The 16,083-nt window shown below is 50.0% G+C and carries 13 protein-coding genes; 11 read left to right on the top strand and 2 right to left on the bottom strand.

Annotated features, from left to right (window positions below; translation table 11 throughout):
• The first annotated feature begins 4 nt into the window (after positions 1-4).
• The 7 genes from NSS83_RS15570 to NSS83_RS15540 all read left to right on the top strand — a co-directional run bounded on the left by NSS83_RS15570 (position 5) and on the right by NSS83_RS15540 (position 11,361).
• Entirely contained in the window at positions 5-6,232 is a 6,228-nt protein-coding gene (locus NSS83_RS15570; protein WP_341348567.1) for a phage tail protein, read from the top strand.
• A gap of 76 nt (positions 6,233-6,308) precedes the next feature.
• A complete protein-coding gene (locus NSS83_RS15565; RefSeq protein WP_341183758.1) occupies positions 6,309-6,860 on the top strand; it encodes a hypothetical protein in 552 nt (183 codons plus the stop codon).
• The gene (locus tag NSS83_RS15560) at positions 6,853-6,963 is read left to right on the top strand and encodes a CD1375 family protein (protein ID WP_268748425.1); all 111 of its coding nucleotides are present in this window, start codon (positions 6,853-6,855) and stop codon (positions 6,961-6,963) included. Before NSS83_RS15565 ends, NSS83_RS15560 begins: the two co-directional genes overlap by 8 nt.
• 458 nt (positions 6,964-7,421) lie before the next feature.
• The gene (locus tag NSS83_RS15555; protein WP_340937748.1) at positions 7,422-8,114 is read left to right on the top strand and encodes a phosphoadenylyl-sulfate reductase; all 693 of its coding nucleotides are present in this window, start codon (positions 7,422-7,424) and stop codon (positions 8,112-8,114) included.
• Positions 8,115-8,147: 33 nt separating this feature from the next.
• Positions 8,148-9,323, top strand: coding sequence for a sulfate adenylyltransferase (gene sat / locus NSS83_RS15550; protein ID WP_341183759.1), 1,176 nt, complete (start codon positions 8,148-8,150; stop codon positions 9,321-9,323).
• Between the two features lie 85 nt (positions 9,324-9,408).
• Positions 9,409-10,155, top strand: coding sequence for an N-acetylmuramoyl-L-alanine amidase CwlD (gene cwlD, locus NSS83_RS15545; protein ID WP_341348566.1), 747 nt, complete (start codon positions 9,409-9,411; stop codon positions 10,153-10,155).
• A 96-nt stretch (positions 10,156-10,251) separates the two neighbouring features.
• Complete coding sequence (locus NSS83_RS15540; protein ID WP_341348565.1) at positions 10,252-11,361, top strand: Mrp/NBP35 family ATP-binding protein; 1,110 nt, start codon at positions 10,252-10,254, stop codon at positions 11,359-11,361.
• 72 nt (positions 11,362-11,433) lie between these two features.
• On the opposite strand, the gene gerD is transcribed toward NSS83_RS15540, so the two are convergent.
• Positions 11,434-12,141 (bottom strand): spore germination lipoprotein GerD, encoded by a 708-nt coding sequence (gene gerD, locus NSS83_RS15535; RefSeq protein ID WP_341183762.1) that lies wholly within the window; start codon positions 12,139-12,141, stop codon positions 11,434-11,436.
• A gap of 127 nt (positions 12,142-12,268) precedes the next feature.
• Here gerD and NSS83_RS15530 point away from each other — a divergent pair, with 127 nt between their 5' ends.
• Together NSS83_RS15530 and NSS83_RS15525 are read left to right on the top strand one after the other, a co-directional pair.
• Positions 12,269-12,859: a KinB-signaling pathway activation protein gene (locus NSS83_RS15530; RefSeq protein ID WP_341185202.1), complete on the top strand. Its 591-nt coding sequence runs from the start codon at positions 12,269-12,271 to the stop codon at positions 12,857-12,859.
• A gap of 135 nt (positions 12,860-12,994) precedes the next feature.
• Entirely contained in the window at positions 12,995-13,816 is an 822-nt protein-coding gene (locus tag NSS83_RS15525; protein WP_341183763.1) for a PPK2 family polyphosphate kinase, read from the top strand.
• Positions 13,817-13,837: 21 nt separating this feature from the next.
• On the opposite strand, the gene pdaB is transcribed toward NSS83_RS15525, so the two are convergent.
• Complete coding sequence (gene pdaB, locus NSS83_RS15520; RefSeq protein ID WP_341150182.1) at positions 13,838-14,641, bottom strand: polysaccharide deacetylase family sporulation protein PdaB; 804 nt, start codon at positions 14,639-14,641, stop codon at positions 13,838-13,840.
• Between the two features lie 133 nt (positions 14,642-14,774).
• Between pdaB and NSS83_RS15515 the strand changes: the two genes are divergently transcribed.
• Positions 14,775-15,386 carry a stage II sporulation protein M gene (locus tag NSS83_RS15515; protein ID WP_341348564.1) on the top strand — a complete coding sequence of 204 codons (612 nt, stop codon included), beginning with the start codon at positions 14,775-14,777 and terminating at the stop codon, positions 15,384-15,386.
• A 236-nt stretch (positions 15,387-15,622) separates the two neighbouring features.
• Entirely contained in the window at positions 15,623-15,853 is a 231-nt protein-coding gene (locus tag NSS83_RS15510; protein ID WP_036692450.1) for a hypothetical protein, read from the top strand.
• The last annotated feature ends 230 nt before the right edge of the window (positions 15,854-16,083 follow it).

Genomic DNA, 16,083 nt, shown 5'->3' with positions numbered 1-16,083 from the left:
TCATGTGGCAGTATTTGGAGGCATGACACTGACCAACAAAGGTCTTGTGCTGCAGGGGAAGGCCCAAGCGGGGGGCAAGTTGAATTATACCCGCATTGCTGTAGGCGACGGTTCACTTACAGGACAGGCTGTTCCGGCGATGAATGGACTGATTTCGCAAAAGATCAGTTTGCCGATTAAACGAATAACTACACAGCCGCCTAATAAGGCGATTATTGGTTCAGTGCTGCGGAACGCGGATGTCTCTACAGGATTCTACTGGCGTGAAGTAGGAGTCTTCGCACAAGACCCGGATGCGGGAGAAATCCTCTACGCCTACGCTAATGCCGGAGTAACCGCGGATTACATTCCGCCAGGCGGCGGATCAGACATCATCGAGAAGACGTTCGATTGTGTCGTAGTGGTAGGCACAGCCGCCAATATTACCGCAGTCATTGATGAGTCGCTTGTTTTTGCGAAAAAATCTGAACTGGACGCAGTGGATGCTGTCAAAGTGGATAAGGTTTCCGGCAAGGGACTGTCTGCTAATGACTACACCACAGCCGAAAAGACTAAACTGGCGGGGATCACTGCGGGAGCAGGCGGGGCCGGTTCTGCCACAGACACGGTTATCGGCAGCCGGACGATATTAGATACTACAGCACCAACAGGAGACAGCGGCACCATTACCAATCTGCTGGGTTGGCTGGCGAACACGGTCAAATCCATTACAGGTAAGTCTTCCTGGCGGACTGCACCGGCCACAACACTGGAGGCTGCTAAGGCGCATGCGGATGATGCTACCCGGCACCTTAACGCTGCGGATAGGGCGGCAATATCCGGGGCTATCCCATCATCGCAAAGGAATGTTGCAAATGGGGTGGCGGCACTAGATAATGCATCGCTGATAGTGGGTCAAGGGGTGAGACTCGGGGGAAGCGAACAGTACATCGAAAAGGTATTCTCGTTCCAAACCGTTAATGGTACCGCTAATCAGAAAATAGACTACAGTTTTGGTCCAGCCGTCATGTCTGGATTTATTGAGGTGACAGTAACTGGGGCTTGGGGTAACGCTTCATCTGAAGGCAGATTGACAAAGCGGATGGACGTTATGGGTAGCACTGCGGGCACCATTAACCGTCAAAGCACACAATATACCGAGGTTTCTGGCGCTATTAGAGGGCAGTTGTCAATCTCAGATGTGTATTGGAAAGACGGTAAATGGATTGTAACAGTGGAAGCAAGAACTAGCGCAGGGAACAACTACACTACCCACGTTAAGCATCACGGACCACTTGGGGCCAAAGATTGGGTGCAGGGTAGCGTCTACACAGGCGCAGCCACTACCTTGCCTTTAGCGATGCAGGTTATCCCAGATGATACAAAAACCAAAAGCGGGCAGCAGGTTGAAACAACTGTAGGTGCTCAAGCTAAGGCAGACGCAGCGCAGGCCGCAGCCATTGCCTATACCGATACAAAGGTAGGCCGGGTAGACCTGACTCAAACCCTTGGGCCGGGCACGTCGGTAGTGATGGCGGACGCTAATGGCTCGGAGCTGGATTTGGTGGTTCAGGGAGTAACGCGGTCGAATCTGATCGGGAAATTAGGAAGCGGGGAAAGCCTCGACGGGTGGTCAGTATCTGGGTCAGGCAGTGTTACATTATCCACCAACCAAAAGCGTTCAGGCTCATCCTCAGTTAAGTTTTCGGCTTCTTCAGCATCATCAAGTTATCTCTTTAAAGATTTTCCATTCTCTTTGGATACAACCAAATATTACATTTTGGCAGCATGGATATTTGTTGAATCCACTTCGGGTTCAAACAGTCCAGAGATTTCTTTGCGTGATGCGGGGGCGTGGACTACTAGATATTCCACATACGGATCTGTTTCAACTCTAGGTACTTGGCAATTCAAATATGTAAAGATCCCAGCGAGCAATAGTCTAGTGGGCACGGGATTTAGGCTATTATTTGGATTAGGAGCAGCATCTGCTGGCGTCTCCTACATTGATGAACTTCGGCTGTATGAGGTATCGGCAGCGGAGTATACAGCCATAGGCACGACAATCACAGGCGATGCTGTTGATGCCTATTGGCCATATGTGGACGGTAAGCAGCATGTTCAGGGTGTTGCAGTGACCAAGAAGGGGAAGAACCTGCTGTCGGGAGCGCCCAACACTCTTCACGCCAATGCAAGAATGAACGGTCCTTATGATATGACGCTGACAGCATCAGCAGCAGACCAAGTCTCAGACATATCTGCAAAGATGAATGTAAAAGGGGGGGAGACGTACACCTTTTCCGCAAGTATTACGGCGAGTTCAGGGGAAGGTCGAGTCCAAATATCTGAATATGCCACAGACGGAAGCCCAATCAAGACCCCTTCAACTATGATTGTGACAGCATTTACTTGGACCACAGACATTAACACTAGCTATATCCTTGTGCGTACACGCAATACTGCCGCCGGGACAATTACTTATAAAAACTGGCAGTTAGAATTTGGCAGCGCGGTTACTCCGTTTACACCAGCGGAGTCGCAGAGCATAATCCTCCCGGTCACGCTCGGGCAGATCGGGGATGTGCGGGACAGTGTATTTAGCGCGGGGAACGACTGGATGTATGTGGAGCGTGTGCGGAAAAATGTTATTCTTGACGGAACTGGGACATGGGGGAGGTTCGGCAATACCGAAAATGGATTCACCTCTATTTATGCAGCATTGCCATCTGGGGCAAATGCAGTAGCGGACAGGGAACGAGTTATTAATTATAAAGGAGAATTACTTAGCCATGCGTACCCCCCAACATCAGGAGGGCAATCATGGTTACCCTCGTCAGTAGGCAGTAATGTATATATCACAGTAAGCAATGTCGATTCTGGCTGGGTTAACGGTATAAGTCCAAATGGGAATGCAATAAAGGGCCTTACAAACGGTTGGAAGGCCACGACCAGCAGTGGTGGAGTCTATACCGCATGGGTGTCTATTCTGGACGGTAGCGCCCCGGCGACAAATACTGAGGCATGGGTCGCAGCTAATAAAGCGCCTGGCTGGATTGCATGGGCTTCTCTGGACTATATGCTGGCACTGGCATCACAGCCAGTTCCAGTGCCAAATGCTGAAGGAAGTATTACCCTGCACCCGGGCGGGAATCAGATCAACGTGGAAACGGGAGTTATCCAGCGAGAAAAAGTAGTGCCGAAGCTGGATAGCGGAAGTTACTATATCATCTCGCAGAGCAGTGGTAGTTACTGGGGAAAAGCAGTTATGAGTTGCCCGACCCAGAAATTTCTCGCCGTATTTAAAGATGCGGAAAACGATACTCAGAACTGGGTGTTTGCGCCGGATGGTCTCGGTGCACTTAATGCACGGACATTACCAGGCAGCTTTGATTCAACAGCAGATTACTATGTCACCTATATAGTCCGTGATAAATACGCCTTGACTGCCAATGTCACAGAAGCCGCTGCGACCTGGCGGACGGGCCTGGGTGGCGTGGTCTGTGAGGTGGTCCAGAGTGTCGCGGAGCTGCGGCAGGATAATGCCCGACAAGATTTCGCGGATGATTATATCGAGGGAAAGGTCGACAATCTAAAGCTGGGGGTGGCGGATGGTACAGTGCTGCCGGACACTATCCAAAAGTATCAGCTTACCGGAAATTCTGGTTTAGGGAAAGGTGGAAATCCCACCGTCAGCCCCAATACATTGCTTGACACGGGTATTTACACACTGACCTTCTCAAGTCCGGATCTTCCGGTGACTGGGTCTACAACATCTGTATTTGTAAAACGGTACAATTCCGCCTATATCATTCAAGAGGCTGATGTGTTTGCAACGATTAACACAATCACGATCATAAGAAAGTTTACAAGAGAAAGCAGGAATAGCGGAAGTAGTTGGTCATCGTGGCGAGAACTGAAAATGAAAGCTTCTCCACTGCCTAACAATATGGATTTGAACACCTTGGTTAGTGAGGGCCAGTTCTACGCGGTTTCAAACGCTTCATCGGCTACTATTACGAATCAGCCCCCCGTCGGAGGGAGCTACTGCTTCAATTTGGACATTAAGACAACAGTGAGTGCTGACGGTACTGGATGCAACCAGACGGTGACTTACTACAGTATGGCAGCGTCAGCGCCAGTAATATTTACTCGTAATTATTACCAAAGTGCATGGACAACTTGGCAGCAGATTGAAACAACAGCAGCGAAAAATGTTGCCGGAGGTTACGCTGGACTAGACAGCTCATCCAATGTATCTGTAGACAACTTACCATTTGGTAGTGTCACAAACATGTTGGGAGACTCTGGTAGGTTTGCTGGGACTAACAGTGACCCCTCAGAAGTCAGCTGTTCTAACACCTTTGCCAATATCAGATTTTTCAGCTCATGGAATGGTACTACTGTTACAGGTGCTGGAAAGTTTTATCATGACAACTCCACAAACGGTGGTGTGAGTGGAGCATTAACCGCTGATGTTAGCAGCTTGCTATTAGCTATGTACGGTGGAACCACAGTGAGATATGGTACTGAGTTCCATATAGCAACTTATACAATGGGTAGTGGTACTCAAAATCCTAGCGGGGTCGTTCCTGGTGCATACCTGATGACGGTTAACGCCAGCTTCCCCGCTGCGGGTGTCGGTAAGAACTTTACAGTATCCTTCTGGATTAGGGTAAAGTCAGGAACCAAGGTAGCTATCAACAAGGAAAGCAGGTTAAAAAAGAATGGGATAGCTCAATCCACCCACCTACAAGTAACGCCTTCTGATGGCTGGATGCATGTTGAAACCCTGATTAGCGGAGGTACTGGCTATTCTAATGGTGCGCCGAGTATCTACGCGACCCCAGGAGATGTTGTCCAGATTGCCCTTCCTGTTGTGGTAGCTGGGGGAATAGGAGTGGGGGTACACACCAGTCCTGTAATGGGTGCTACCCTTGGCTTTGTACCATTACCAGCCAACTCATACACAGCAAGTGATGTGCTTTCCAAATTGATCACAGTAGACGGCGCGGGAAGCGGTCTTGATGCTGATCTTCACGCAGGCAAAACCTTGGCTGAAGTGGTTCAGGGTTCGTTGTCCTACCTTGGCACCATCGCAGGCAGCTCGCCTAATTTCACTGGCACCGCAACTCCACCAATTGCGGCGCTTGCACCTGGGCAGCGGCTGTCCTTTAAGGCGTTAACATCCACCTCCGGCCCGATTACGCTCAATGTCAACGGCCTGGGAGCTAAGTCCATCAAAAAGCCAAATGGTAATAACCCTCCGTTGGTGCAGGGCGGGGTGTATACAGTGGTGTACGATGGAACGGCTTTTATCTTACAGGGTGAAGGGGGTGAGTATGGAACAGCGGGAGCGGCGGACGTCTTAGCGGGTAAAACATTCGGGACTGAAAATGGACTTGTTAATGGAGAAATCCCATTAAGAGGAGGCGAGAATTACCCCGGATGGCGAGAGGCAACGGTGGAAATACCGTCTGGGGTTGGTCGGATACACTTGGCTATTCCAAAGGGAGCGTACTTGACAGGAACATCAGATCAGGGCGGACTAGTTGGTGTATACAAGGATGATCCAGGATTTAACCCTGCTTACTTTAGAGCTGATGTTAATATGTTTGGACTTCAAGGGGCGATGCCAGTTATTACCGATGGGGCTGATCCCGCGCAGGGCGTAGGCAAGTGGGGGGACGGAGCTCTTGCCGTATATCCGCGTGAAGGGTACCGCAAAGGAGGGGCAGGAGCAGGTGAGATTAAGGTCACGCCTGCGCAGCTTCAGTCAGCAGACCCTGCATTTATTCCAGCCAATATAAAAGCGGGAGTAAGCATTTATGGAATAACAGGGAACTTTTCACCGACTCCTGTCGCGTTTAATCATAACACTGGAGCTGTTGCCCCATCTTCTGTGTCGGGATATGCTATTGAATGGATTATTTCCATAGCAGCTCCGGCAGGAAAAACTTTAGCTGCCGTAAGCACGGGACTTTCGTCAAGCTCATCCAGTTATGTAACATCCTCCAATGTTGATAATTTTAGAGTACACACATCCGCTTCCTGGTCTTATACAGGAGGAGGACTCAGCTCTACGATTGCCATAGGAGGAGGAACCGTAACTTCGTTCTTACAGTACATGAACTACCAATCGTCTACAGGCGCATTATCCTTCCGATTTACAGTACTTGCTGGAGGATTGTTAGGCGGTACTCTACAGTGGATAGGTTCAGGAGTGAACTTAACTACTTCCTACGTCCTGGTTTAAATCAATGGCAATTGCCCTCGGATCCCCGGGGGCTATTCTTATGATTCTTTTGAAATAGAATAGGAGGATATATATTATGCAAATCAGCATGAAAATCTACTATGACAAAGCAACCGGCAATGTAATCCACAACACCGGCGAGTACGTCGGCCGAGGCTATGTTGAGACCACGGAAGACCAGGACTTCGCCAGCATCAAGGAGCTGGCGAAGCGCGTCCGGGAGACGGTCGGCGTGGTTAAGCTGCAATACGGCCAGTACTCCCGGGAGTTTGCGCAGTGCGACAGCTACAGGGTGGACCCGGAGACAGGTGAATTATTATTTACGTATCTTAACGAGCCGAACCCATTGGAAGGACGAATGGCTGCTGTGGAGGCTGGAGCGGTGGACACCACGAAGCAGCTTGAAGATGCACTATCACGGCTGAACGAGACTGAGGCGCAGCTGATGGATACACAGGTTGCATTGGCAGAGAGCTATGAGGAGCTTCAGGCTGCAAAGGTTGAACTGCAAGTCACCAAACAGGAAACGGTTGATGCCCAGGTCGCAATCACTGAGTTGTACGAGCTGGTAATGGCCGGGCAGCAGCCGGAATCGCCCGTAGAGGGAGGTGTTACAGACAATGGCTAAGATATATGCAAACCTGATCAATAAGGGGATCAAGATGTTGGTACAGGTGCCTGAGAGCATTCGCGCCGATGTGGCCGCTCTGTTGGAGAGAGAAAATAAATAAGTCATAGCGTCCATTAGGTGGGCGTTTTTATTTTGCCCCTGAACTTGCATCAGGTGGCTATATCCAGTGGTCTTCTTATTCCTCTAGAACATATTGAGAATTCTCAGTTAAAAGTCCCGAGGAAGACAGTAAGAATATTTATGTTATAACTTTTTCGTTCAATGAGGATGGAAAAGTAAAATCAATAGGGTTAAGCGATGCCTTTGCTAAACAAATCTTTGAATGAAATATTTAAGTTTCGAAATATTGCAACGGCCTCTCCAGAAATGGAGGGGTCTTTTTTTTGACTTAAACCAAGTTAATCTTGATCAGGGTTAAATTCCACTCCATACTTTATTCCAAATTGAACAAAACCCATTGACTTCGCCGGATAAACGGATATACTATATCTTATAGAATTAGTCGGGATTAACCTCGTAGGTTTCGATCTTGACGATATCCGGATGGAGGAAACTAAGATGAACCTGCTCGAGAAAGAGGATTTAATCAAAGTGAAAGCGGAAGAGCTGGAGCATGCGGCTCCGGAGGAGATTATCCGCTGGGCTGTGGAGACCTTTCCTAATATAACCTTTGCCTGCAGCTTCGGGGCTGAGGATGTGGTGCTGGTGGATATGATTCAGAAGGTGAGTCCCTCGACAGATGTGTTCTATTTAGATACGGATTATCATTTCAAGGAAACCTATGAGACTAGAGATATTATGGCTGACAAGTACGGGATGGAATTCGTCCGGGTGTCTCCGCAGATTACGGTGGAGGAGCAGGCCTTGCAGTATGGGGAGGCGCTATGGAATACTGACCCTAACCAGTGCTGTGCGATCCGCAAGGTGGAACCGTTGACCCGTATTCTCTCACAATACGACGCTTGGATTACCGGGATTCGCCGGGACCAGGCCCCTACCCGGGCCAATGCGAAGAAGATAGAATATGATAATAAGTTCGGGCTGGTCAAGTTCAATCCGATTGCCAACTGGACTACGGAGGATGTGTGGAATTATATCCGCGAGAATGATGTAGTGTACAATCCGCTGCATGACCGCAATTTTCCGAGTATCGGCTGTGAGCAATGCACCCGGGCTGTTATGCCTGGTGAAGATCCGCGTGCAGGAAGATGGTCCGGTTCGGACAAGACAGAATGCGGATTGCATAAATAAGATAATAGCATTGCACAGGAGGAGAGAACAGGGATGACTTCAATACTTCCTCACGGAGGAACGCTGATCCGGCGCATCGCAGACGGAGAAGAGAGAGAAAAACTGCTGAAGCAAGCTTCATCACATCAATCGATTGCCCTTAATACTTGGACCTTATCGGATTTGGATTTAATTGGGGTAGGCGCCTTCTCGCCGCTCACCGGATTCCTGAACGAAGAGGATTATCACTCGGTAGTAAGCAATATGCGGCTGGCTAACGGTACGGTATGGAGTATACCGGTTACACTGGCTGTCGGTGACGAGCTTGCAGCAACTCTTAAGACAGGCGACAGGGTTTCTCTAATCGGTGAAGATGACGGTGTTATCTACGGTCTGCTGGATATTGAGAGTATTTATACGGTCGATCAGCAGGTTGAAGCGCATAATGTGTTCAAAACAACCGACCCCGCACATCCCGGAGTCAGCAAGCTGCTGTCCCGGCCGGCGACCTATGTAGGCGGACCCATAACGGTACTGAACCGCCCGCAGCCGGAGAAATTTGCTGAATTCTATTTTGACCCCGCCGAGACCCGCCGGATCTTCGCAGAAAAGGGCTGGAGAACGGTTGTAGGCTTCCAGACGCGTAACCCGGTACATCGAGCCCATGAATATATCCAGAAATGCGCTATGGAGGTCGTAGACGCTCTGTTCCTCAATCCCCTGGTAGGGGAGACCAAGTCGGATGATGTTCCGGCCAACGTGCGGATGAAGAGTTACCTGGCTTTGCTGGAGAATTATTATCCGGAGAACCGCACTTTCCTTGGCGTCTTCCCGGCAGCGATGCGTTATGCAGGACCGCGTGAAGCCATTTTCCATGCCATGGTGCGTAAGAATTACGGCTGTACACACTTCATTGTCGGGCGTGATCATGCAGGTGTGGGAGACTACTACGGTACGTATGAAGCGCAGGAGATCTTTGCTAACTTCACCGCCGAGGAACTTGGGATTACGCCGCTATTCTTCGAGCACAGCTTCTTCTGTGTGAAGTGCGGCAATATGGCCTCCAGCAAAACCTGTCCGCATCCGGCTGAGCAGCATTTGACGCTTTCGGGTACGAAGGTACGGGCGCTGCTGCGTGACGGCCAGTGTCCGCCTCCAGAGTTCACCCGCCCGGAAGTGGCGCAGATCCTGATTGAAGGCATGTCACCGGAAGCCGCTGTGAAGTCCTAAACGAATAGGGAGCATAGCCAGTACTATTTGGCCCTCTTGTCCCATATAGATGAGTAGAATCTATCGGGACGAGGGGGTCTTTGTTATGTCTGGAGGGCAGAAGCATAAAGTCTCGGTCTGGATCTCTTGGCGCGGCATCAAAAAAAGTATCCTGGGCGCAGTACTGCTCACTATAATGATCGGAATCATCGCCTACGACATGCCGACTGCGAGGACGGTCAATTATTGGAGCCTGCCGCTCTCCGGCAAGGTGATTGCCATTGATGCAGGTCACGGGGGGCCGGACGGGGGAGCAGTAAGCCGCTCAGGCCTGATTGAGAAGGATATCAATCTCTCTGTGTCTCTGTACTTGCGCGACTATCTGCAGCAGGCTGGGGCAATTGTGGTGATGACCCGTGAGGGGGATTACGATCTGGCCAGTGACAATACCAAAGGGTACGCCAGGCGCAAGACGGAGGATCTGAAGCAGCGGGTGCGGAGCATTGAAGAGAAGGGAGCCGACCTGTTTGTCAGTGTACATATGAACAGTATTCCCTCCAACCGCTGGAGCGGGGCGCAGACCTTCTATTATCCAAGCAACGAGGGGAATAAGGCCTTGGCCGGGCTGGTACAGGATGAGCTGAGAGCTACACTTGAGAATACAGACCGCGTGGCGAAGACAGCGAATACCATTTATTTGTTAAAAGTGTTAAAAATGCCGTCCGTGCTTGTTGAGGTAGGCTTCCTGTCACATCCTCAGGAGTCCTTGCTCCTAGGGGATGATCTGTACCAGCGGAAGGTGGCAACCAGCATCTACAGGGGCATCCTGCGGTACAGCTCCGAGCAGCCATAGCGGCGTAGGGTGGGACTACTCTTCCCTCCGGGGGTAATGCTATAATGGGTACAAATACCGGGGCTTACCGCCGGATAGGAACAGAGGTGCTTTTCCATGCAGACCAGGGAACAAATTCAGGAACTTTTACAGCCGCTTACAGACCCGGAATCCGGAAAAAGCCTGATCGAACTACAGTTAATCCGCGATATCATGATCAAGGAGGACCGTATTTCGTTATCCATCGTATGTCTGGATTCGGATGAGAAGAAGCGGATGGAGCTGGAGCAGCAGGTGCGCGACCTGCTTACAGAGGGCGGAGGAGAACAGATTCATATCCGCCTGCGTGATGCCACCGACTATGAACGGGCTACGCTTCGCGGAGAAGGCGGCGGGGACGAGCCGGATTCAGATCAAGAGGGGAAGCTCAAAGGACACGCAGCGGGTCTTGAGGGGCATGAGCTGATCAATGAGAATTCAGGGGTGAACTTCATTGCAATCGCCAGCGGCAAGGGCGGAGTCGGGAAATCAACCGTAACCGTGAATCTGGCTGTGGCGCTGGCCCGCAAGGGTAAGAGAGTTGGCCTGATTGATGCAGATATTTACGGCTTCAGTATCCCGGACATGATGGGCATTGAAGAAGGGCCGATCGTGGAAGAAGGAACGATTATCCCGGTAGAGCGCTTCGGTGTGAAGGTCATGTCGATGGGCTTCTTCATAAGGGAGAATAGTCCAGTCATCTGGAGAGGACCAATGCTTGGCAAAATGCTGCGCCAGTTCTTCAGTGATGTCGGCTGGGGGGAATTGGATTACCTGCTGCTGGATTTGCCTCCAGGTACGGGCGATGTGGCCCTTGATGTCCACCAGATGCTGCCGCACAGCAAGGAGATCATTGTCACTACCCCTCATGCTACGGCTGCCTTTGTGGCGGCGAGAGCGGGCTCTATGGCTCTGCAGACCGAGCATGAGATTCTTGGCGTCATTGAGAATATGGCGTATTACGAATGCTCCTCCTGCGGCAAAAAGGATTACATCTTCGGCAGAGGCGGCGGAGCCCGTCTGGCAGAGACACTGCATACAGAGCTGCTGGCTCAGGTGCCGCTGGGTGCCCCGGACAACCATATCTCCGAGCCCGACTTCTCACCGTCAGTATATAAGGCGGATACGGCTACCGGAGTATTGTTCGCAGACATTGCAGACAAGCTGATTGCCAAGTACGAGCAATAATCACCCGTTAGCTTTACCATGCACGTAAACAAATAAGGCCATGTCCCTTCACGGGGCATGGCCTTATTGCGGTTAAGAGCCCGAACCGGAATCGTCTCCGCCTTCCTGCTTCTGGCTGTCACCGCCCTGCTTGTCCTCGCCGCCGCCGCTTTCGCCTTTACCACCATCCTTTTTCTCAACCTTAGGCTGCAATTCATCCTGGACCACAGATTTGAGAAGCGTAAGGACCTCCATACGGAATAGCGGGTTCTGCATGGCTTCCTGCATAATGGTCATGGACTGCTTGCGGTAATCCGGTGTCTTCGTAAGATCGAGGAACATTTTCGTCATTTCGGGCGACTTCATAATTTCGCCAACCGACTTCTGATAAGTGGGGTCCTTGATCAATTGAAGATGAAGTTCTTTGCTCTCTTTATTAATCGCTTTGGCAAAATCCCCGGCAAATTGCGGGTCAGTCATAATCTTTTCGATTTCCTTCTGATACTCGGGTGCGGTGAGGGTATCCTTAACAGCGATCCGAATCTGTTCCGTCGTTTGCATAGGCATCATCTTCATGCTTAAGCCGCTGGCGGCGCTGCTCCCCTCTGAGCTTGGAGTAGACAAGGCCTCCTCTACAGCCTTTTTCCCTTCATCGCTTTTTAATATATCGACAACCATCGTCTTCATTTCCTTATATCCGCCTTGTCCCGAAGAAGAACTGCTCTGTTCGCCCCCGCAGGCCGTCAAGGTGATCAACAAGCCAAGTGCCAAGCCTCCAGACCAGATAGCCCTCCATTTCATTGGCGCTGCCCTCCTTTATAGAATTACTGCTTGTAGTATGCCGCGCGAGGGAACATTTATGTTGAAGCGGAATGGTTTTTTGACGGTAACCTTGGTAAAATAAATCTGACACGGGGAGGTGAAAGCGCTGAGCTTGAGAAAATGGTTTTATTTGTTTTGGACCACGCTTTTGATCGGTGCAGGCGGGGCTGTCATTGCTGGACTTGCTCTGCAGATAGGGAATGGCGGTATAGAGTTTAAAGGCACTGCCGATCTTCTCCTGTACTCCCTGATTCTTTTGGGCTACGGAGTGCTTGTAAGCGTATACGCCCAGCTCGGATTTTTTGCGTATCTGATCCTCAACTATACGGGCATCGGGGTGTTCCCGCGTAAGGCGTGGCGCTACATACAACTGGTGCTAGCTGTGCTGGCACTGTTTGAGCTGATGTTCCTGCGCACCTTTGTCGGCGGAGACCAGAGCGCCCGGACGGATGTGACGCTAGGCATAGCGATTCTGTTTACTGCTCTAATTGTATCTTGGCTCAAAATGCGCAGCACGAACGCGTCAGCCTGGGTCCCGACCTTTTTCTTCATGACAGCCATCACTATAGTGGAGATTATCGGTGTGCTGCGGATCGGCGTGGACAGCGCCACCATCTTTATTCTTGTACCGCTTGTCGCCTGTAATGCCTTCCAGATTCTGATGCTGCACCGTGTACTGAAGCCGGCCTCTATCTGACCATAGCAATCATGCTCAAAACCCCGCCCCTCTGTATACAACCAGGGAGACGGGGTTTTGGCATTGCCTACCCGGGAGCGGTTAGAATGAAGATGAAGAGGTTAATCTTAAAGAACAGAGTGGAGGAGGGAATATATGAACATCAAGCGCTATATGATAAAAGACACAAGTGAAACACGCCTGAAGGACCTCGATCCTGATGAACGGGGAGACTTCAAATCCAAAGAAGAAGCCGAAGCCAAAATGGAGAAGCTGAAGGAACGGCTGGTTAAGCTGCAGGATATCCTTTTTGCTCAGAAAAAGCATTCGCTGCTGGTTATTCTTCAAGGAATGGATTCAAGCGGTAAGGACGGCACCGTCAAACACATATTCTCCGGCGTCAATCCGCAAGGGTTCATCGTAACCAGCTTCAAGAAGCCCTCACTGGAGGAGGAAGCCCACGATTTCCTGTGGAGAGTCCATATGAAGACCCCGCCCAAAGGCTATATCGCCGCCTTCAACCGTTCGCATTATGAGGATGTGCTGGTGCCCCGCGTGCATGGCAGTCTTAGCAAGGAGGATGCCAAGCGGCGGTTCCGCTACATCCGCCAGTTCGAGGAAATGCTGGCGGAAGAGGGAACGACGGTCATTAAGCTCTTTCTGCATATCTCCAAGGAGAAGCAGCTGGAGAAGATTAAGGAGCGGCTTGAAGATCCGGCGAAGCACTGGAAATTCGATGCCAGTGATCTGCAGGAACGTGAATACTGGGACGATTATCAAAAGGCGTACGAGGATGTTTTTCAGGAAAGCAGTATAGATAAGGCTCCGTGGTACTGGATTCCGGCGAATCACCGCTGGTACCGCAACTATCTGGCCCTCAAGATTGTAGTCAAAACGCTGGAGGGGCTTGACCTGAGCTACCCGAAGCTGAATACACCGACGCCGGATATCTCACAGCTGATCTCACCGCGCCACTGATGCCATGCACAGGTAAGGGAGTTACATTCCTGCAGCGTCTTCCAGGCTATTATCCAGCAAGGCGGAATCGCGGACTTCCTTGCCGTTGGCACTGCTTTGGCTGATCAGCTCTGAGACGGTTACGAACTCATACCCCTGGCTGCGGAGCTTATCAATAATCTGAGGCAGGGCTTCATGCGTCTGTTTGCAGGAGTCGCTGGCATGCAGCAGTACAATATCTCCGGGATGGGCTTTGCTTGTTACACGGTTAACGATGTTATCCACACCTATGTTCTTCCAGTCCAGTGAGTCCGTATCCCATTGAATGACTTTGTAGCCTAGATCGGTAGCCACCTGCAGGACTCTTTTGTCAAAATCACCGTTAGGCATTCTGATCAGGTTGGGCTGCGAACCGGTTAGCTCTGTTAATACTGTATGGGCTGTACTGATCTGCGTGCGAATTTCATCATTGCTTAACGTACTGTAGTTCACATGCTTGTGACCGTGGCTGCCAATCTCGAACCCGGCGTCTTTGATGCTTGTCACGATTTCGGGATGGGTTTTGCTCCAAGGTGAGGACAGGAAGAATGTCGCTTTATCCACCTTTTTGTCTTCCAGCACCTTCAGAATCGGCTCAGGGCGTTTCTCTCCCCAACTGATATCGAAGGTTAAGGCGATCAGCTTCTTTTCCGTCGGCACACTGTAAATGGCAGAAGGGGCAGCTTCAGAGAATACGGTAATATTGCCCCTCTCCACATAGACAACGCCGGCGGTAAGAAGCGCAGCAGCAAAAATATACAGGAACCGTTTGATCTTTTTGCCGCTAAATACATAAAAAGAATTCATAATGTCAGCGCTCCTCTCCCATGCGAAATGCTTGTTTGTTCTAAATGTATGCTCGTACAGGGCGCTTATGACCTCAGATATGAATCAATCCATACGAATTGCAATTCCGCAGAATCTAAATCAGGAGGTACGCATGTTATCTTTTAATACATTTATCAAGGATCTAAGGACGATTCGCACCGCGCTCCTAATGGCCGCAATTCTATTTATAGCCGGGGGATTCTTAGGGTGGATCGGTACAGGAAGTCTTCAGCAGCTGCTCAACGAGCAATTGAAGGGAATCAGTAAGATTAGCGGGAACCTTAGAGAGTCGTCCAATCCGCAGTGGAGCTTTTTTGTATTCATTTTTCTGAACAATAGTATCAAAAGCGTTGTCATCATTTATCTGGGAGCCCTATTCGGTCTCTTGCCGGCCTTCTTCCTGCTCATCAACGGTGCGGTTATCGGCTATCTGATTCATTTGTCCGCGATACAGGGACAGGATCTGTTCACGCTGATTGTAAAAGGACTGCTGCCGCACGGCATCATAGAGATTCCGGCCATCATCATTGCCTGTGCCTTTGGGCTGAAATTCGGCAGTAAGGTGCTCTCTGCACTCTTTGGAGCGATGAAGCGGAGCGGGGGAGAGCCAGTGAACTGGCAGGCCTTCATGCGGCAGACCTTCACCGCTTCAGTCTGGATCGTGATTCTGTTATTTATTGCAGCAATCATCGAGAGCACAATTACATTTTGGCTTTTATCATAAAATCCTGGGGAATTGTGCATAACAGTAAAGCCGAAACATTTGGATCTGCTGCCAGGTACGATAAAGAGAGTCCATAAATGGGATTTTCTTATGATAATGGTTATAGGTTCAATACTCCGGTTAATTTAGTGTAAGCACTTCAATAGAGCTTCCCGCATCAAATGGCTTTTTGAGTGAGATGAAACGGCGTTTGATGATTTTGGATAACTATGAATTTCATGAAGGAGGCCAAGCATATGCTGGGAATGTTATTCAATGAGAAGGAATGCAAGGAGCTGGACTATGTGTTGCGCAAAGAGCTGGATGAGATGCTGCTGGATATGAGTGACCAGCGTTTAGATCAGAACATTAGGCATGCAATTGCTAATCGATATAAAACAGTTTTCCGTATGTATGCACGATTTGCTCCACAGAAAGAGCTGTCTAAGTATGCGTGGGGCGGACGTTCTTCTCAGTTCAAGCACTAAGTTTGGAGTAGGCAGTTAACCGGAATAAATAAAATGAATGGAATAGCTTGACGAAAAGGGAGCCGACATGATACATTATATCTCGCGCTCCTTTTGAATGTTTAATGAGAAGGCGCAGGCAAGAAATAATGAAAAATAACTTTTTCAAAAAAAAGCTTGCCAAACAACGAAACACTATGATATATTATGAAGGTCGCCGCTGAGATGCGGTGAAGAGCTAAAATGAGACA

The organism is Paenibacillus sp. FSL H3-0469, from assembly GCF_038051945.1.
Taxonomy (GTDB): Bacteria; Bacillota; Bacilli; order Paenibacillales; family Paenibacillaceae; genus Paenibacillus_AQ.
This window is presented reverse-complemented; position numbering and strand designations above follow the sequence as displayed.